At 64.0% G+C, this 17,110-nt stretch carries 18 protein-coding genes and 1 pseudogene; 9 read left to right on the top strand and 10 right to left on the bottom strand.

Annotated elements, in window-relative coordinates; translation table 11 throughout:
- Positions 1–6: 6 nt before the first annotated feature.
- Positions 7–318, bottom strand: coding sequence for a KGG domain-containing protein (locus AC56LK_RS01180; RefSeq protein ID WP_497182736.1), 312 nt, complete (start codon positions 316–318; stop codon positions 7–9).
- Between the two features lie 256 nt (positions 319–574).
- Between AC56LK_RS01180 and AC56LK_RS01185 the strand changes: the two genes are divergently transcribed.
- The 6 genes from AC56LK_RS01185 (at position 575) to AC56LK_RS01210 (ending at position 6,409) form a co-directional block, all read left to right on the top strand.
- A complete protein-coding gene (locus tag AC56LK_RS01185; RefSeq protein WP_497182737.1) occupies positions 575–2,131 on the top strand; it encodes an ATP-binding protein in 1,557 nt (518 codons plus the stop codon).
- Positions 2,128–2,790: a response regulator gene (locus AC56LK_RS01190; RefSeq protein ID WP_497182738.1), complete on the top strand. Its 663-nt coding sequence runs from the start codon at positions 2,128–2,130 to the stop codon at positions 2,788–2,790. Before AC56LK_RS01185 ends, AC56LK_RS01190 begins: the two co-directional genes overlap by 4 nt.
- Before the next feature lie 87 nt (positions 2,791–2,877).
- A complete protein-coding gene (locus tag AC56LK_RS01195; protein WP_497182739.1) occupies positions 2,878–3,321 on the top strand; it encodes a hypothetical protein in 444 nt (147 codons plus the stop codon).
- A gap of 48 nt (positions 3,322–3,369) precedes the next feature.
- Positions 3,370–3,750 (top strand): BlaI/MecI/CopY family transcriptional regulator, encoded by a 381-nt coding sequence (locus tag AC56LK_RS01200; RefSeq protein ID WP_497182740.1) that lies wholly within the window; start codon positions 3,370–3,372, stop codon positions 3,748–3,750.
- Positions 3,751–4,803: 1,053 nt separating this feature from the next.
- Positions 4,804–5,676: a hypothetical protein gene (locus AC56LK_RS01205; RefSeq protein ID WP_497182741.1), complete on the top strand. Its 873-nt coding sequence runs from the start codon at positions 4,804–4,806 to the stop codon at positions 5,674–5,676.
- A gap of 76 nt (positions 5,677–5,752) precedes the next feature.
- On the top strand, positions 5,753–6,409 hold the full coding sequence (locus tag AC56LK_RS01210; protein WP_497182742.1) for a hypothetical protein: 657 nt from the start codon (positions 5,753–5,755) through the stop codon (positions 6,407–6,409).
- Positions 6,410–6,959: 550 nt separating this feature from the next.
- Here AC56LK_RS01210 and AC56LK_RS01215 read toward each other — a convergent pair.
- Positions 6,960–7,311 (bottom strand): annotated as a pseudogene (locus AC56LK_RS01215) (IS30 family transposase); the annotation flags it as partial.
- 486 nt (positions 7,312–7,797) lie between these two features.
- Here AC56LK_RS01215 and AC56LK_RS01220 point away from each other — a divergent pair.
- The 3 genes from AC56LK_RS01220 to AC56LK_RS01230 all read left to right on the top strand — a co-directional run bounded on the left by AC56LK_RS01220 (position 7,798) and on the right by AC56LK_RS01230 (position 9,737).
- Positions 7,798–8,262, top strand: coding sequence for a DUF421 domain-containing protein (locus AC56LK_RS01220; protein WP_497182743.1), 465 nt, complete (start codon positions 7,798–7,800; stop codon positions 8,260–8,262).
- Between the two features lie 148 nt (positions 8,263–8,410).
- Positions 8,411–9,001, top strand: a complete 591-nt coding sequence (locus tag AC56LK_RS01225) for a CHRD domain-containing protein (RefSeq protein ID WP_497182744.1) — start codon at positions 8,411–8,413, stop codon at positions 8,999–9,001.
- 148 nt (positions 9,002–9,149) lie between these two features.
- Positions 9,150–9,737: a CHRD domain-containing protein gene (locus AC56LK_RS01230; RefSeq protein ID WP_497182745.1), complete on the top strand. Its 588-nt coding sequence runs from the start codon at positions 9,150–9,152 to the stop codon at positions 9,735–9,737.
- Here AC56LK_RS01230 and gluQRS read toward each other — a convergent pair.
- The 8 genes from gluQRS to paoA all read right to left on the bottom strand — a co-directional run bounded on the left by gluQRS (position 9,703) and on the right by paoA (position 17,030).
- The gene (gluQRS, locus tag AC56LK_RS01235; protein ID WP_497182746.1) at positions 9,703–10,629 is read right to left on the bottom strand and encodes a tRNA glutamyl-Q(34) synthetase GluQRS; all 927 of its coding nucleotides are present in this window, start codon (positions 10,627–10,629) and stop codon (positions 9,703–9,705) included. The two genes, AC56LK_RS01230 and gluQRS, sit on opposite strands and share 35 nt — an antisense overlap.
- Positions 10,629–11,105 (bottom strand): nuclear transport factor 2 family protein, encoded by a 477-nt coding sequence (locus AC56LK_RS01240; protein ID WP_497182747.1) that lies wholly within the window; start codon positions 11,103–11,105, stop codon positions 10,629–10,631. Before AC56LK_RS01240 ends, gluQRS begins: the two co-directional genes overlap by 1 nt.
- Positions 11,106–11,173: 68 nt before the next feature.
- Positions 11,174–11,581 (bottom strand): nucleoside diphosphate kinase regulator, encoded by a 408-nt coding sequence (rnk, locus tag AC56LK_RS01245; protein ID WP_497182748.1) that lies wholly within the window; start codon positions 11,579–11,581, stop codon positions 11,174–11,176.
- Between the two features lie 328 nt (positions 11,582–11,909).
- Positions 11,910–12,854 carry a hypothetical protein gene (locus AC56LK_RS01250; protein WP_497182749.1) on the bottom strand — a complete coding sequence of 315 codons (945 nt, stop codon included), beginning with the start codon at positions 12,852–12,854 and terminating at the stop codon, positions 11,910–11,912.
- An 8-nt stretch (positions 12,855–12,862) separates the two neighbouring features.
- The gene (locus AC56LK_RS01255) at positions 12,863–13,024 is read right to left on the bottom strand and encodes a hypothetical protein (RefSeq protein WP_497182750.1); all 162 of its coding nucleotides are present in this window, start codon (positions 13,022–13,024) and stop codon (positions 12,863–12,865) included.
- Positions 13,025–13,150: 126 nt separating this feature from the next.
- Positions 13,151–15,409, bottom strand: a complete 2,259-nt coding sequence (paoC, locus tag AC56LK_RS01260) for an aldehyde oxidoreductase molybdenum-binding subunit PaoC (RefSeq protein ID WP_497182751.1) — start codon at positions 15,407–15,409, stop codon at positions 13,151–13,153.
- Positions 15,410–15,423: 14 nt separating this feature from the next.
- Entirely contained in the window at positions 15,424–16,374 is a 951-nt protein-coding gene (locus AC56LK_RS01265) for an FAD binding domain-containing protein (RefSeq protein ID WP_497182752.1), read from the bottom strand.
- A complete protein-coding gene (gene paoA / locus AC56LK_RS01270; RefSeq protein WP_497182753.1) occupies positions 16,371–17,030 on the bottom strand; it encodes an aldehyde dehydrogenase iron-sulfur subunit PaoA in 660 nt (219 codons plus the stop codon). The genes AC56LK_RS01265 and paoA overlap by 4 nt, the downstream gene beginning before the upstream one ends.
- Positions 17,031–17,110: the final 80 nt, after the last annotated feature.

Consider the following 17,110-nt stretch of genomic DNA (forward strand, 5'->3'; position numbering starts at 1 on the left):
TGTCGCTTACTTCTTGTCGTTCTTGTGGCTCTGCGCTCCAGCCTTGGCGTGCTGCTCCGGCGTGCCGCCGCGGGTGCCGCCACCGTTTTGCTGGCTGCCGCCGCCACCGCCGCCGTGGCTCAACGAGCCCGCCTTGCGGGCCTCTTCCGAGGTGAACTCATGGGCATTACCGGATGCATGGGCCGCACGGCCGCCTTCCGAAGCGATTTCACGCTGCTTCTGCGGATCCATGGATGCGAAACCGCGGTTGCTGGTATCGCTCTGCTTGTTGCTGCCCTGGTTACCGCCCTTGTTGCCGCCTTGCTTATTCGACGCCATAGTTGCCTCCTGTTCATCGTTTAGCACCAGCCGGAAGTGGCTGAGACAGGACCATCCTAACGATGACACACTCATCGGACCACCCAAAATCGGCAGTGCCTTTGTAGGACTGCACCTTGCCCGGCCTGGCGTATCCTCCGTCAGACTTGGAGAAAGGAATGTGGTGTTTTTGCCAGCTCTAGAATAGGATGATCGTTCGTTATCGATTTCAGGAATGAATCGCCTCCACCCTGTAGTCCAACGCTGACTCGACATTGTGAGATTCTCCATCGGCCACCGGCTGTTCCTCTCGGTCTTGCTCGCCATCTTCGCGGTGGCGGCGAGCGCCGTTTACCTGCTGAGGCAAAACGTCCTGGCCAGCTTCGGCGACTACGCCGTCGGCATCGAACTCGACCGTCTGGACGAATTGTCCGGCGCCTTGTCCGCACGCTACCGGGCTCGGGGCGGCTGGCAATTCCTGCCCGCCGGCGACGAGCGGCGCGGCTGGATCGCGGCCGAGCTGGCCCGGCTGCAGGACCTGCGGCAGCGCCGCGCGGACGCGCCGCCGCCGGCACCCGCGCCTCCTGCCGGGCCGGTGGCGCCAGTCTCCCTTGCTCCACCGGCGCCGGTGGATGGGGCTGCACCGCCGGTCCCGCCTGCGCCCCCGGCACCGCCCGCGCCCCCGATGCTCCCCTTGCCGCCGCCGCGCCTCGATGCTCCGCGCGCCGACGGCGTCACCTATGACCTGCACCAGCGCGTCACCCTGCTGGACGCCGGCGGCGGCTACCTGGCCGGACGCATCCCCGGGGCGCTGCCGCTCGCGCGCCGCGCCATCGCGGTGGACGGCCGTACGGTCGGCTACCTCGGCGTGGCGCGCAGCCCGCGGCCCAGCGACGCGATGGCGCTCGCCTTCCTCGAGCAGCTGCGCGGCAGCCTGTGGCTGATCGTCGCCGCGGCGGTGGCGCTGAGCGCGCTCGCCGCAGTGCTGCTGGCGCGCCACTTCCGCCAGCCGATCCGGCAACTCGCCGCGGGCGCCGGCGCCCTGGCCGGCGGCCGCTACGTGGTTCGCCTGCCGGCCGCGCGCAGCGACGAACTGGGCGAGCTGGCACGCCATTTCAACGCGCTGGCCCAGCAGCTGGAAAGCGCCGAAGGCGCGCGCCGCCAGTGGGTGGCCGATACCTCGCACGAGCTGCGCACCCCGCTGGCCGTGCTGCGCGCCCAGCTCGAGGCGGTGCAGGACGGCGTGCGCAGCGCCACGCCCGACACCCTGGACGCCATGCTGCGCCAGGTACTGGCGCTGAACAAGCTGATCGACGAGCTGTATGCGCTGGCGCGCGCCGACGTCGGTGCGCTCGACTGCAAGCCCGTGCCGCTCGACCTGTGGGCCTTCGCCAATGCGCATGCGCAGGGCTTTGCCGCCCGCCTGCAGGCGGCCGGACTGGCGCTCGACACGGGCGCCGCGCCCGCACGCAGCCAGGTACTGGCCGACCCCGACCGCCTGCGCCAGGTGCTCGACAACCTGTTCGAGAACAGCCTGCGCTATACCGCGGCTGGCGGCCGCATCTGCCTCCACGCGCAAGACGAAGCGGCGCAGCTGCAGCTCCTCATCGACGACAGCGCGCCCGGCGTGCCCGACGAAGCACTAGGCCGCCTGGCCGAGCGCTTCTACCGCGTGGACGCCTCGCGCAGCCGCGCCCACGGCGGCGCCGGGCTGGGCCTGGCGCTGTGCCGGCGCCTGCTCGAAGCCCAGGGCGGCAGCCTCGCCTTCGCCCATTCGCCGCTGGGAGGCCTGCGTGTGATCCTGTCGCTGCCGCTGGCCGGAGACGCCGCATGAGCCAGGCCATCATGATCGTCGAGGACGAGCCGGAACTGGCCGCCCTGGTAGCCGACTACGCGCGCGCCGCCGGCTATGTTCCGCGGGTGTGCGGCGACGGCAGAGAGGCCCTGGCCGCGATCCGCGCCGAGCCGCCGGCGCTCATCGTGCTCGACCTGATGCTGCCCGGCCTCGACGGCCTGGCGCTGTGCCGCGCCCTGCGTGAGTTCAGCGATGTACCTGTGATCATGGTGACCGCGCGGGTCGAGGAAATCGACCGCCTGCTCGGCCTCGAAGCCGGCGCCGACGACTACCTGTGCAAGCCCTTCAGCCCGCGCGAACTGATGGCCCGCATCAAGGCCATCCTGCGCCGCGCGGGCGGCACCCAGCCCGCGCGCGTGCTCGCCATCGATGAAGCCGCGCGCCGCATCACGGTCCACGGACAGCCGCTCGACCTCACGCCCAGCGAATTCGCGATCCTGGCCGCGCTGGCGCGCCGTCCCGGCCAGGTGTTCTCGCGCGCCCAGCTGCTCGACGCCGCGCGCGCCGACAGCCTGGACGCCACCGACCGCGCCATCGACAGCCACATCAAGAACCTGCGGCGCAAGCTCGACGCCGCCGCGCCGGGCCTGGAAGCGATCCGCTCGATCTATGGGCTCGGCTACCGCTGCGACCTGTAAGCGCACTCCATCTTTTCTCCACATTTGACAGGCAGGATGTGTCCATGGCCCGCCGCACGGCGCGGGCCGCAGCCAAAGGAGACTGCCATGAACATCAAGAACACGACCCTGTGCCTCACCGCACTCGCCCTGCTGGCCAGCATCGCCGGCGGCGCCCAAGCCGAGGTGCGCGTCCACTACAAGTGCGAATCGACCGTGAAGGGCAAATGCCCGCCTCCCCCGGCCCCGCCCCAGCCGCCGGCGCCGCCGCGCGCCCCGGCCCCACCGCCGCCGCTCGCCTCGTACGACGGCTTCGCCCCGCCTGCGCCCCCGGCCCCGCCCGAGCTGCCCTCCCTCCCCGCACCGCCGGCGCCGCCGGAACCGCCGCCGCTCCCGGAGGTGCCGGCCGCGGCCCATGCGGCCTGCGCCGGCAAGGCCGTCGGTACCCGCATCACCCACGTGCTGCGCAAGGGCGAGACCATGACCGGGGTGTGCCTGCGCGAAGACGGCAAGAACGTGTTCGACCTGCGCGAGTACCGCATCGAGGACTGACGAGTACCCAGGCTCGACTTGGCGGTCTAGATCATTTATTCTAGACCCATGAGTACTCCAGATCTTCCCGCCAAGCCGACCCCGTCCGAACTGGAAATGCTGCGCCTGCTGTGGCAACTCGGCCCCGCGACGGCGCGCCAGGTGCACGAGGCGGCGGTCGAGACGCGGCCCGACATGGCCTATGCCAACGTGCTGCGCCTGCTGCAGGTGATGCACGCGAAAGGCCTGCTGACCCGTGACGAAAGCGCGCGCGCCCACGTGTACGCGCCGGCCCAGCCCCAGGACACCCACCAGTCCGGCCTCATCAAGGACCTCATCCACAAAGCCTTCTCCGGTTCCGGCAAGGAACTGGTACTGGCCGCCCTGCGTGGCCACGTCAGCAAGAAAGAGCGCGAGGAAATCCAGCAGATCCTGAACCGGAAGGATTGAGCATGCCGCAGCCACGTCCGGTCCCGCCGGTCCAGCCCGCGCTGGAAGACTGCTGCCGCAGCGGCTGCACGCTTACAATAGAGGCTTAAGCAAGCATCGAGCAGGAGCACGTTTTGCTACTCGGCCGCTGCCTTCCTTGAAGCGTCCCACGAGCTGTACTGCATGACCACCTCGTAACGGAAATCTCCAAAAACATAGCCAGCACGGCCACCCCGACCGCTCGCAAATGTTCCCGTAGAGAAGCTCCACGCGTCAGTAAGTCATCGTTACAGCCGCAGTCCTAGCAAAACACGGTCCCCGTTCGAAAACGCCACAAGCCCTTCGAAGTCTCAGTGTTAGGTTACACCATAACCCGACGACAGCGCGTCTCGAGCCCGGTGACGATGGTCTCTAGCCAACGTTCCAGAGCGAACGGCCAGCAACGACTTCCTCCACTCGTTAGCCCACCTTCAAGCAGAGTGCATTTGTCTGCTTGATTTGCAGGTCGGTGCTGAGATCGTAAAGCCTTCCGTTATGTTTGTGAGGATGTGGCGGCTCTCAGCGTGCTCGGCCTTGGGGCTACTTGGGCACCGCTCGCGTCTAGCAAGCTCCACACGCGCTCGTCCGATTTCCTGACTCGGTTAACGATCTCCTACACAGGACCCACGTTCAGAACGCGCGAGTGAGAGAAACTATCGTTCAAACAAGTAACTGCGAGCATTAGCGCCGGCGTGCAAAGACTATGAATTGAAGCTACACACGCGAATCGGCAATCAACTCATGAGCTTGTTCACCTGAGACCACACATCCAATGGGTGACTATGCCATGGAGCTGCGATTCAGATTTATGCACCTTGCCTAACTCCACACGCTCGAAAAAAGATCTCAGCAATTTCTACCTTTTGTCCTTAAAATTCCGCTTAAGACCGTTTCGTAACAAAATGCAAAACTAATCGAGTTTCGAGCGCGAAATATTCGATACCAAAATGAAATTGTAGCGGAAAAGCTGCAGCAGAACGAATTGAGAAAATTTATACCTGAAGTACTACTTATAAATTTGCCGGAATCGTGATAATGAAGAATTCCAACCTCTTTATTTTACTAATGGCTGTCTCAGTCATGCTCTTGTATATATGGCGGGACGATACAACTTTGGAGCCAAATTCACCCAATAAATTAACACCAGCGAATCAATTAACTTGGCTCAGCGCAGTGCCGGAATTTAATCCTCCTAAAGGTCCCGACAACGGCTGCAACGGTGATGTAGAGAAGAGAAAGATATCGGCATCTAGCATCTACTCGATCAAAAATAAAGAAGCTGACGTGGACGAGATGTACGAAGCTTACAACTCCAATCCGACTCCTCTAATCGAGATGGCTGAGAAAGGGAATGGTTCGGCCGCGATAGCTTTATACAAGATCATAGAATCTTGTTTTGCCCGCAAAAGGGAGTATGGAAATTCACAGAATCTTGTAACGGGCTATTCGAACTGCCCAGCGCTGCCAGCTTTCATAGTTGAAAATCGTATTAAAATCCTAGAGCGTGCCGCTGACAGAGGATCTATTCACGCAAAATATGTGTATGCATTGAACGCCCCGCTGGCCATTACAATTGCGCGAGAAAAAAACACGAACGAATCCATAGCTGAGTCAGAGAATATAACACGTCGCGCAGAACAATTTGGCAAAGATGCCGCTCAAGCAGGAATATACGAAGCATATGTTTTCATGAGCCGAGCTTATTATACCGGACTATTTGGCATACGAGATCCCTTGTTGGCATATGCCTACTTATTGCCGATTTCGGAATCTTCCGCGGACGAGGAAGCAGAAAGTTATGCTAGTCAGCTTAAGATGCAACTTGGCAAAGACGGTATTTCTAAAGCTGAAAGAATTGCATTTGGATGCGCCCAAAAATCGAATAAAACAAACCCGTTCTCGAGTTGAAATAGGCACCGCTTCGTAACCCGCTGAAAGGAGAAGTTCAGCTATCCGCTTTTAATCACTAGACATCGGAGATGACATGAGAAAAATTCTCGTTGTGGCACTTTGGTTGTTTTTGCAGTCAGGAGTGGCATATGCATGTGGTGAAATTACTCTGCCGGCGAGCACTCAGCCGGGTAAAGATTCAATGAGTAAAACCACGAGCATCAGCAAAACCAAAAAGGGCGATTATTCGACGCAATGTGACGATGCTCCCGTAACGATACAGACAGTCGTCGTCACAGGGCAGCTGCCGCCGGATAATAACGGGTATTATCCTGTGTGGACGACGAGCTATCCTATAGTCAGTATTGTTGGGGTGAGCGCAGGTGGCAGTCTACCGTATTTTTATGACGATGGATCGAGGGGCGTTGGTGAGGTGTCGAATGGAAGGCAACCTGGCTGTTTAGCTGAGCAACTATATGTAGAATCGATTCAGGCAATTGTTAGCACGTCTGGAGAGCCAGTTGGGACAGCAATTATGTGGCACTTCAATGATCCAGCATTTAGCGACGGCAACTGGGTGAAATATGCTATTACTTCAAACATTGCGGCAACGACCGACCCAAGGACGAACATCAAAATACGAAAGCAGATGCACGTTCACTATATGTTCAATAGGATAACGAAGCAGTCGACTCAGTATAAACTCAAGAGTTCATATGAGTCTGGCTGTCACGGAGTGCGGGTGAACTAAAGGCTAGGATGATCGTAGCTGGGATTATAAATGGCGCCGGGCTGAGCTTTCGCTCGGTGCCTTACACCTGGAAGAATTTATATGTATGGATTGAGCCTTGAGCAGGTCAGTTATGACGATGGATTATGCCGATTCCAAGTTACCGTGCAGATGGAGAACTTGAAGCACGCGATATCGCTTTATTTGACGCATGAGTCACTGAAGGTAATAACAGAGACCTTAAAGAACTTTGGCCCATTTAACCTCCGGAATGAAGTCAGTTTTGATATAGGTTCATTTGAGTGCTCAACTGTAGGCGGTGCAGTCAGATGCGTATTCAAGATGGATTCTAACGCTAAGGTACAGATGTCTATTTCTACCCGCAGTCACATCTTCATATTTGACGAGAAAGAAACCTTCGCTGAGGCCAAGTTTTACATGTACACCGAAGCAGTTTTGGTAGACAACTTTATTAATGATCTTCAATCCCTTTGTCTCAGCTCAATTGGATCAGCAAGTTTGGAAGCATGGTCCGCTTAGTAGTGCATACTCAATCGGCCGAAGCAACACATTAATGAAATCGTTGCGCGGGTGTTTCGTAATTGAGAGTCTTCCTCGACCGCTCATTTATCAGCCTGGCTACCTCGTCTAGATTCTCCTGCGAGTATGTCGAGAGGTCCAGCCCTCTTGAAAAATTCTACCGGAGCGACCCGTTGGTATTTTCGTTTGATCCGCGTTGCCATGGTTGAGGAGGATCGCAGAAGTACATTTGGATCCAAAATAACGCGCTTGTGGTCAGCCATTTCCTTTCCGCTGTCCCACATCAGTGATTTATACAGCTTCGGCGGCAGTTTCCGCCATTCATCATAGTGTATCGACAACCGATGCGTGTCATTGCCAGCGGTTTTCACGAGCATGACGTAGTGATTTACCTATCCATTGCCTCTTCGTCCAGTTTCCGGCAAAGCTGTACTCATTATTCAGCTTTATTGTGGACTTAATAAATAGAATAATTCCCAAAAATGTAACGCAAAAGGCACATGGCTGCCTATTGGATGAACGACAGCTCCTCGCCGGAGCTGACCTTGTAGTCGAACTGGCGCTTGGTTGCCTCGGTAATTCTTTTTCAAGCGAAATCGGATTTTCTTCTGGAGCAGTAAGTTCAGACTGCAAACCAAGAAAGCATCCGAGCGCAAATCGGCCTCCTAACCCTAAAGTAAGCGTCTCTTGCGCATTCGAGCTCTACGAAGAAGCGCCCGAGCGCTACGAACGCGAACTCGCGACCTGGGAAGGCGCCAGCAAGACGACACCGCCGTCCGCCTCCTGAGCAGCGCCGCCGCGCACGCTTGAAAATCACCAGCTTGTCATTTTGATTAGAATGGACCCATCGGTTTGTTCACGGAGGGGATATGTTCGACATGAATCTTCCCTGGTGGGAATTTGTTGTACGCGGGCTGGCCGTCTACATCCAGCTGCTGATCATGGTGCGCCTGTCCGGCCACCGGACGGTGGGCCAGTTCACGCCCTTCGACCTGCTGGTCGTCATGCTGCTGTCCGAAGCGGTATCGAATTCGCTGAACGGCGGCGACGAGTCCCTGGTCGGCGGCCTGATCGCGGCGGCAACCCTGGTCGCCATCAACTCCCTGGTCGCCTTCAGCAGTTCGCGCAGCGCCGGCTTCGAAAAGCTGGTGGACGGCAGCGCCGTGCTGATCGGCCGCGACGGCCAGTTCTTCGACAAGGTCGTGCGCAAGTGCCGCCTGTCCGAGAGCGACCTCGATGAGGCCCTGCGCACCCACGATTGCCCGCGCGCGGAAATGAAATGCGCCTTCCTGGAGGCCGACAGCGAGATCAGCATCCTGCGCAATCCGCAGTAATGCGCCGGTGCTTTCTTTCGCGCCTGTGCCCAAGGTACTTTTATCCCCCGTACCGTGTGGGCGGCGTGACAATTGATGCGCTACTTTTTTCAGCAGTACACCCGCCGGGTGTGCTGTAAGGGACTCTTTCCTAGTCAGGAGGACTGCCATGAAGAAAGTACTGACCGCGCTTGCGCTGGCCGCGTCGACACTGGCGCTCGCACCGGCAGCCCAGGGTGCCGACATCTACCGCGCCGTCTCCAGCGGCCCGGCCGAGTCGCCGCCCAACGGCTCGCCCGGATCGAGCGTCGCCACCTTCGAGATCGACGGGTCGATCCTGCGGGCCGAAGTGCCGTTCCGCGACCTCGTCGCCGGGACCACCGTGGCCCACATCCACTGCTGCACGACCGAAGCCTTCACCGGCGTCGCGCCGCCCGCGATTTCGCTGGTGGATTTCCCGCTGATGGTCACGGCCGGCGAGTACACCCACAGCTTCGACCTGGGTGAGGCCGCGGTCTGGGAGCCGGCCTTCCTGGCCTCGTTCGGCGGCACCACGGCAGCGGCTACTGCCGCGCTGGTCGATGCGATGAACGGCAACCAGGCCTACCTCAACATCCACACGAGCGCCTACCCGAATGGCGAAGTGCGCGGCTTCGTGGTGGCGGCGCCGATTCCGGAGCCGGCGACCTGGGGGATGCTGGGTGTCGGCCTGGCAGGACTGGCGGTGATGGCGCGCCGCCGGCCCAGCCCGGCAGTGTAAGGGCCGCCTGAGCTATCCCGGCACTAGCCTTCCTGCGTCATTTTCCGGCTCGTATGGTGTGGGCTGCGGCGTTCGCCTGTGTTACTTTTTTCCAGCGCACCCGGGCGGGTTCGCTGCTTTGGTTTCTTTCCTATTCAGGAGGTATGCCATGAAAAAAGTACTCTCGGCGCTCGCGCTCACCCTGTCCGCCATGACGGTGGCCCCGGCGAGCCTGGCGCAGGATCTCTACCGGGCCGTGGCCAGCGGGCCGAGCGAGGCGACACCCAATCCTTCACCGGGCTACAGCATTTCCACGTTTGAAATCGACGGAACGATCCTGACCGCCAACATCCCGTTCAGCGACCTGACCACCCCCACGGTGAGCGCCCACCTCCACTGCTGCACCACCGACTCGCTCACCGGCACGGCGGGCGTCGCCATTCCCCTGTTCGGCTTCCCGCTCGGGACCACGTCGGGCAGCTACAGCCAGACCTTCGACCTGGCCGATCCCGCCATCTACGACGCCGCCTTCCTCACGGCCTTCGGAGGCACCGCGGCGAGCGCCAGCGCAGCCATGCTCGATGCCCTCGCCGACAACCAGGTTTACCTGAACATCCATACGGCGCAGTATCCGGGCGGCGAGATTCGCGGCTTCCTGGTCTCGGCCATCCCGGAACCGCAATCCTGGGCCATGCTCGGTGCGGGCCTCATCGGTGTCGGTGTCATGGCGCGCCGCCGTCGGCCCCGTCCTGAATAAGTCCCGCACCACGCTGCGCCAGCAACTGGCGCCAGGCCGGTATCGCCGCGCGCCAGAAGGCGTCGAGCGATGCCGGCCGTTCCAGGCCCAGGCCGAGGAAGCGCGCCGACTGCAGCAGCGCATCCACCGCGGCCGCTTCGTCTCCCGGCGCCACCGCCAGCGCGCCGGTCTGCTTCGACAGCTTCTCGCCATTCTCGTTGCGCACCACCGGCACGTGCAGGTAGCGCGGCGTCGGCACGCCGAGCACACGCTGCAGGAAGATCTGGCGCGGCGTGGAATCGATCAGGTCGGCCCCACGCACCACGTCGGTGACGCCCTGCTCGGCGTCGTCCACCACCACCGCCAGCTGGTAGGCCCAGAAACCGTCGGCGCGCTTCAGCACGAAGTCGCCCGACTCGGCGCCAAGGCGCTGCGTGAGCTCGCCGGCGAAGCGGTCGGTAAAACCGATGAGGTCGTAGCCCGGCTCCGGCACGCGCAGGCGCAAGCTGCGCATGCTGCGCCCCTCGGCCAGGCCGTAGCGGCAGGTGCCGGGATAGATTGCGGCGCCGTCGGGCGCGAAGCCGAGGCGCGAGTCGGCGATCTCGCGCCGGTTGCAGCCGCAGGGATAGGTGTGCAGGGCGATGCGTTCGGCGGCCGCCTGGTAAAGATCCTTGCGCCGGCTCTGCCAGACGACTTCGCCGTCGGGATGCATGCCGAGCGTGTCCAGCAGCGCCAGGATGCCCTCGGCCGCACCGGCCACGCTGCGGCCCTCGTCGATGTCCTCGATGCGCACCAGCCAGGTGCCGTGGTGGGCGCGGGCGTCGAGGTAGCTGGCCAGGGCGGCGACCAGCGAGCCCGCATGCAGCGGGCCGGTCGGAGACGGCGCGAAGCGGCCGACGTAGGGAGGAACCACTACTTCTGTCCGGCGATCAGCTTGGTCACCTGCCCCGCCACCTCGTTCGGCACCGCCATCGAGAGCTGGTAGTGCACGATCTCGAAGCCCTTGGCGGTCTTGCGGATTACGCCGCTGGCCATGCAGGGTCCCATGTTCGGCGTGTCGAGCAACTCGTCGAACCAGATCAGCGCGCCGTCGGGTGTGGAATAAACGTTGCGGCGCGTGGCCTTGAAGCTCCAGGCCGACTTGCGCTCGAACTGCTTTTTCGCCCAGGCCTTGAACTCGTCGCGCTTCCACAGCTCGGTACGGTCGGTGCCGATGTAGACGCCGTCCGCTGCGATCTTGTCGAAATAGGCCAGGCGCGCGTTGGCGGCGTCGTCGTGCCACTCGTCGACGAAGGCGTTCACCTGCCTGGTCAGGACGGGGTCGGTGGCCGCGTGGGCGGCGCCGAGAAGACCCAGGGAAAAGAAGGCGGCGGCGAGGAAGCGTTTCATGGTCTCTTTCGGTGAAGTGGGCAAACGCGCTAACGATAATCCAAAGGTGCGCGTTTGCCAACGCCGCCCTAGCGGTGGTACTGGCCGTCGCGTTCCGGCTGGTACTCGATGCCGCGCACGCTGAGCTCGAACAGCGCGCCGTCCGGGCGCTCCCAGCTGATGCTGTCGCCGACCTTCAGGCCCAGCAATGCGGTGCCGACCGGGGTCAGGATCGACAGCTGCTCGGGGTCGCCGTTCATGTCCTTCGGATAGGTCAGCGTCATTGTCACTTCCTGCTCCGAATCGTCGAAGCAGAAGCGCACGCGCGAATTCATGGTGACGACGTCGGGCGGCATCTCCCAGGGTTCGGCGAGGCCGGCGCGGCCCAGTTCATCGAGCAGCGCGTCGCGCGCATTGGCCTGGCCGGCCGGAAGCGAATCCAGCATGCGGTCGAGGCGGTCCATGTCCAGCCATGAGACGAGGATGGAAGGTTTCATTGTTCACTCCTGATGGTGCCCGCAGCCTGCGGGCGGAATTCGAGACAGCCGCTGTTCAGGTTTGCAACGAACGGCCGGTGGTCGGGATCGGGGCGGCTCGGGAGGACGAATCGGGGCGTGCAGCGGTCCTCACCGAGCCCGGACGAGCCAGGCGAGGTTGCGGGACGACTGCTGCACCGCTCGCGATACGGCGGCGCAGTCACGCTCGACGGACGCGGCGAAGCCTCTGCCTTGCTGGCAGGCGCTGGAGCGCGGCGATGTGAAGCGTGGTGGGTTCATGGGGATACGGGAAAAGCCAAGGGCCAGTATAGCCCTTGTGGAGAATCCGTCAACCTCGCGCGCCTCGATCCAGGCCAGTACAGACCGCGAACGGCAGCAGGAAGGGATACAGGCCCCACACCGCGCGGCCGTCGATGCGCACGCACAGCGCCGCATACAGCGGCGGCAGCGCCATCAGCACCAGCAGGCCGGCGAAGGGCCGCAGCGCGGCCGGCGCGGCGCGCCAGCCCAGCAGCGCCAGCGGCACGGCCAGGCATGCGCTGCCCAGGATGGTGACCAGCGAGCGCAGGTCCTGCAGCGCGTGCAGCAGCTGCGCCAGGCTAGGCACCCAGGCGTAGGCCGGCAGGCCGCCGACCAGCCACCAGCGCACCGCCACGATCCACGCCCCCGCCGCCGCCAGCGCGGCGAGGCCGGGCAAGACGGCGATGCGGCGCATCGCGAGCAGCCATACCAGCAGCAGGATGTTCTCTTCGCGCACGGCGGTGCCGAGCAGGCCCGCGAGCGCGGCCAGCCAGGGCTGCCCGCACAGCACCGCCAGCACGAAGGCGGCGCGCGCGCAGACCGAGCCCGGATCGACCAGCAGGTAGGGCGCATACCAGAAGGTGGGCAGCGAGACGATCATCATCAGGCCGGCGGCGATGGCACGCCTGTTCCCGAGCCCGGCGCGCAGCACGGCGGCCGACATCAGGCATGCGCCGGCCGTGACCAGCACCCAATTGAGCATGGCGAAGCCGTTGCGCAGGTCGCCCGGAATGACGGCGGCCAGCGCCGGCACCAGCAGGCGGTAAGGGAAAGGGGCAACCAGGCTCCCGGCCGGCAACTCGCCGCGCAGCCAGCGCGCCGTGTCGTAATAGGCTTGCGAGTCGGCGATCGTGCCGCCCCAGCGCCAAACCATCATCAGGAAGGACAGCAGCGTGAAGGCCGCGGCAAGCTGGAGCCAGTCGATACGGCGCTCGGCCCCAAGGGTGGGACTGAAGGGTGGTGCTGACAGCATCGGTTCTGCTACTCCGGCTTTTTCCGGGGCCAGAACACGGCGCCGCAGCCGCAGGCGATGCCGACGAACAGGGCACGGCCCCAGTCCGGTTCCTGAGCGCTGCTGATGAAACCCGTGTAGATCAGCGTGCCTGTGGCGGCACCGGCTGCGGTGAAGAAGAATTGCTTCATGAATCAGAGTGAAACGCGTCGATGCGGCGCAGGATAGCAGAAGCGCCCACCAATAAATACACGCATTTTCACTTTGACGGAATTGGGTGCCGCAGGCCAGGCGGCAAAGCCACCCGGCCTGCGACATCACACCGACAGCGGCATCTTCCTGATCAGCTTGTCGAGCGTGATCGGATACTCGCGCACGCGCACGCCGGTCGCGTTGTACACGGCGTTGGCGATGGCCGCGGCCACCCCGCAGATGCCCAGCTCCGCGATGCCCTTGGCCTTCATGGGAGAGGACATCGGGTCGGTTTCGTCCAGGAAGATGACTTCCTGGTGAGGAATGTCGGCATGCACCGGCACCTCGTAGGTCGCGAGGTCGTGGTTGACGAAATAACCGAGCCGCTTGTCCACCGCCAGCTCCTCCATCAGGGCCGCGCCGGCGCCCATCGTCATCGCGCCGATCACCTGGCTGCGCGCCGTCTTCGGATTCAGGATGCGCCCGGCCGCGCACACCGCCAGCATGCGCCGGATGCGCACCTCGCAGGTCACGGCATCCACGCCCACTTCCACGAAGTGCGCGCCGAAGGTCGATTGCTGGAAGCGCTTGTTGATGTCGCCGTACTCGATCAGGTCCTCGCCCACCAGCTCACGCTCGCCGACCGCCTGCCCCAGCGGCATGCTGCGCTCGCCCGCGCGGATCAGGCCATCGGCGAAGATGGCGCGTTCCGGCTCGAAGCCGGCCTGGCGCGCCACCGCCTCGCGCAGCTTCATGCAGGCGGCGTACACGCCGGCGCACGAGTTGTTGCCGCCCCACTGCCCGCCCGAGCCGCACGAAGCCGGGAAGCTTGAATCGCCCAGGCGCACCCTCACCTTCTCGAGCGGCACGCCCATCATCTCGCTGGCCGTCTGGGCCAGGATGGTGTAGCTGCCGGTGCCGATGTCGGTCATGTCGGTTTCCACCGTCAGGATGCCGCGCCGGTCCAGGCGCACGCGCGCGGCCGACTTGGTGAGCAGGTTGTCGCGGAAGGCCGAGGCCATGCCCATGCCGACCAGCCAGCGGCCCTCGCGCACGGTGCCGGGTTTGGCCCCCCTGCGCTCCCAGCCGAAGCGCTGCGCTCCGGTCTGCAGGCACTGGATGAACTGGCGCTTGGAAAACGGCGGATGCGGATCGTGCTTCTCTTTCTCCGGCTTCTTCGACTGCGGATCGGCCGAATCGGGTTTTTCCGGATTGTCCGGCACCACCTGGGTGTCGTTCAGGATGCGGAACTGGACCGGATCCATGCCGAGCTTTTCGGCCATCTCGTCCATCGCGATCTCGAGCGCCGCCATGCCCGGCGCCTCACCCGGCGCGCGCATCGCGTTCGCTTCCGGCAGGTCCATCTCGGCCACCCGGTTGGATGTCATGCGGTGCTCGCCGGCATACAGGGAGCGGGTCTGGGTGGCGGCGTTTTCCGGCGAGCCTTCCTTCAGGTTGCCGGACCAGCTTTCGTGGCCGATCGCCGTGATCCTGCCTTCGCGCGTGGCGCCGATGCGGATGCGCTGCATGGTGGCCGAGCGGTGGGTGGTGTTGTTCGGGATCAGCGCGCGCTGCAGCGGCACCCGCACCGGACGGCGCGCCGCCCGTGCGCCCAGCGCCGCCAGCACCACGTCGGCACGCAGGAACAGCTTGGAACCGAAGCCGCCGCCGATATAGGGCGACAGCACGCGCACCTTGTCCTTCGGAATGCCCAGGGTCTTGGCAAGGTCGCCCCTGGCCCAGGCGATCATCTGGTTCGACGTCCAGACCGTGAGCTGGTCGCCGTCCCAGGCCGCGACGCTGGCATGCGGCTCCATCATGGAATGCGATTCGTGGGCGGTGTGGTATTCGGCATCGAGCTTGACGGGGCTCGATGCGAAGGCGCCGGTGAAGTTGCCGACCTTGGTCTCGGCCGCCTCCTTCTTGGGCGCGACGGCCTTGTTCTTCACCGCGTGCAGGTCGAAGCTGCCCTTGTCGCGCTCGTACTTGATGCGTACCAGCGAGGCCGCGTCGCGCGCCTGCTCGAAGGTCTCGGCCACCACCAGGGCCACGGCCTGGTGGTAGTGCTCGACGCGCGGCCCGCCCAGCAGCAGCGCGGTGTTGAAGTTGCCCTTGGCGAGCTTGCCGGCATTCTGGGCGGTGACGATGGCGATCACACCCGGCGCGGCCCTGGCCGCCGCCAGGTCCATCGAGACGATGCGCCCGGTCGGAATGGCGGAGCCGATCACGTAGCCGTGGGCCTGGTTGGGCACCACGTCGTGGCGGTCCATGGCGTAGGGCGCGGTGCCGGTGGTCTTGAGCGGGCCGTCGATGCGGTCGATCGGCTGGCCCACGACCTTGAGCTGGTCGATCGGGTTGGTGGTGGCTGGTTCGTTGAATTTCATGGCGAGCCCTTTGCTTAAGCTTTAGCGTCCGCGATAACCGCGGCCAGCGTGCGCTCGACGAGCGGCACCTTGAATGCGTTGTCCTCGGTGGTGCGCGCGCCTTGCAGCAGCGCGCCGGCGAAGGCCTGGGCCCCGCGCGCGAAGGCGGCTTCGGCCGCCTCGACGCGCCAGGGCTTGTGGGCGACGCCGCCCAGGGCCACGCGCCCGCTGCCGTCGCGCTGCACGATGGCGGCCACCGACACGATCGCGAAGGCATAGGAAGCGCGGTCGCGCACCTTGCGGTAGCTCTGCACGCCGCCCACGGGCGGCGGCAGGATCACCGCGGTGATCAGCTCACCGGGTTTGAGGGTATGGTCGATGTGCGGGGTGTTGCCCGGCAGCCGGTGGAAATCGGCGATCGGGATCACGCGCGTGGCGCCGCCCGGGGCCACGGTCTCGACCTGGGCGTCGAGCACGCGCATGGCCACCGCCATGTCGCTCGGGTGGGTCGCGATGCAGGCATCGCTCTGGCCGACGATGGCGTGCAGGCGGGTGAAGCCGCCGATGGCGCTGCAGCCGCTGCCCGGCTTGCGCTTGTTGCAGGGCACGTTGGTGTCGTAGAAGTAGGGACAGCGGGTGCGCTGCAGCAGGTTGCCGGCGGTGGTGGCCTGGTTGCGCAGCTGGCCCGAGGCGCCGGCCACCAGGGCGCGCGTGAGCACGCCGTAGTCGCGTCGCACGCGCAGGTCCGCCGCCAGGTCCGAGTTGCGCACCAGGGCGCCGATGCGCAGGCCGCCGTTGGGCGCCGGCTCGATGCGGTCGAGCGCGAGGTCGTTGACGTCGATGAGGTGGGACGGGGTTTCGATCTGGAGCTTCATCAGGTCCAGCAGGTTGGTGCCGCCCGCGACGAAGCGCGCGTTCGGGTGGCGCGCGGCGGCGTCCGCGGCTTCCTGCGGTGTCTTGGCCCGTTCGTAGGTGAAGGCTTTCATCGCTTCACCCCCGCGATGCCGGCAACCTCGGCAATTGCCTCCTGGATGTTCGAATAGGCGCCGCAGCGGCACAGGTTGCCGCTCATGCGCTCGCGGAACTCCATCTCGCCGGCCTGCGGCGGCGCGTTCAGGTCGGCCGTCACGTGGCTTGGGGCGCCGGAGCGGATCTCTTCCAGCATGCCCACGGCAGAACAGATCTGCCCCGGGGTACAAAAGCCGCACTGGTAGCCGTCGTGCTTGATGAAGGCGCGCTGCAGCGGGTGCAGGTTGGTCGGGGTGCCGAGGCCTTCGATGGTGGTGACCTCATGGCCTTCCTGCATCACCGCCAGGGTCAGGCAGGAGGTCACGCGGCGGCCGTCGACCAGCACCGTGCAGGCGCCGCACTGGCCCTGGTCGCAGCCCTTCTTGCTGCCGGTGAGGTGCAGGCGGTCGCGCAGCGCGTCGAGCAGCGTGGTGCGCGGGTCGACCACCAGCTGGTGTTCGATGCCGTTGACCTTGAGCCGGATGTTCATGGTGGCCGGTGTCGTGGAGGCGGCCGGCCGGGCGGCTGGAGCAGCTTCGGCGCTGGGCGCCATCTGGGAAGCCACGGCGACGCCGCCGACGGCGACGGTCGACGCCTTGAGCAGCTGGCGCCGGTTGGGATCGAAGTCGGGCATCGTTGTTCCTTTCTTGAACAATGGCAATATGTGACCGGTGGCGCAGGTATCCCATCGGGATGGAAGCCAAGAACATAGCC

It is taken from the genome of Telluria sp. ZB4P36 (assembly GCF_059685865.1).

Coding starts and splice junctions, on each gene's coding strand:
- AC56LK_RS01180 (WP_497182736.1), bottom strand. CDS start 318: ATGGCGTCGAATAAGCAAGGCGGCAACAAGGGCGGTAACCAGGGCAGC.
- AC56LK_RS01190 (WP_497182738.1), top strand. CDS start 2,128: ATGAGCCAGGCCATCATGATCGTCGAGGACGAGCCGGAACTGGCCGCC.
- AC56LK_RS01195 (WP_497182739.1), top strand. CDS start 2,878: ATGAACATCAAGAACACGACCCTGTGCCTCACCGCACTCGCCCTGCTG.
- AC56LK_RS01200 (WP_497182740.1), top strand. CDS start 3,370: ATGAGTACTCCAGATCTTCCCGCCAAGCCGACCCCGTCCGAACTGGAA.
- AC56LK_RS01205 (WP_497182741.1), top strand. CDS start 4,804: ATGAAGAATTCCAACCTCTTTATTTTACTAATGGCTGTCTCAGTCATG.
- AC56LK_RS01210 (WP_497182742.1), top strand. CDS start 5,753: ATGAGAAAAATTCTCGTTGTGGCACTTTGGTTGTTTTTGCAGTCAGGA.
- AC56LK_RS01220 (WP_497182743.1), top strand. CDS start 7,798: ATGTTCGACATGAATCTTCCCTGGTGGGAATTTGTTGTACGCGGGCTG.
- AC56LK_RS01225 (WP_497182744.1), top strand. CDS start 8,411: ATGAAGAAAGTACTGACCGCGCTTGCGCTGGCCGCGTCGACACTGGCG.
- AC56LK_RS01230 (WP_497182745.1), top strand. CDS start 9,150: ATGAAAAAAGTACTCTCGGCGCTCGCGCTCACCCTGTCCGCCATGACG.
- AC56LK_RS01240 (WP_497182747.1), bottom strand. CDS start 11,105: ATGAAACGCTTCCTCGCCGCCGCCTTCTTTTCCCTGGGTCTTCTCGGC.
- rnk (WP_497182748.1), bottom strand. CDS start 11,581: ATGAAACCTTCCATCCTCGTCTCATGGCTGGACATGGACCGCCTCGAC.
- AC56LK_RS01250 (WP_497182749.1), bottom strand. CDS start 12,854: ATGCTGTCAGCACCACCCTTCAGTCCCACCCTTGGGGCCGAGCGCCGT.
- AC56LK_RS01255 (WP_497182750.1), bottom strand. CDS start 13,024: ATGAAGCAATTCTTCTTCACCGCAGCCGGTGCCGCCACAGGCACGCTG.
- paoC (WP_497182751.1), bottom strand. CDS start 15,409: ATGAAATTCAACGAACCAGCCACCACCAACCCGATCGACCAGCTCAAG.
- AC56LK_RS01265 (WP_497182752.1), bottom strand. CDS start 16,374: ATGAAAGCCTTCACCTACGAACGGGCCAAGACACCGCAGGAAGCCGCG.
- paoA (WP_497182753.1), bottom strand. CDS start 17,030: ATGCCCGACTTCGATCCCAACCGGCGCCAGCTGCTCAAGGCGTCGACC.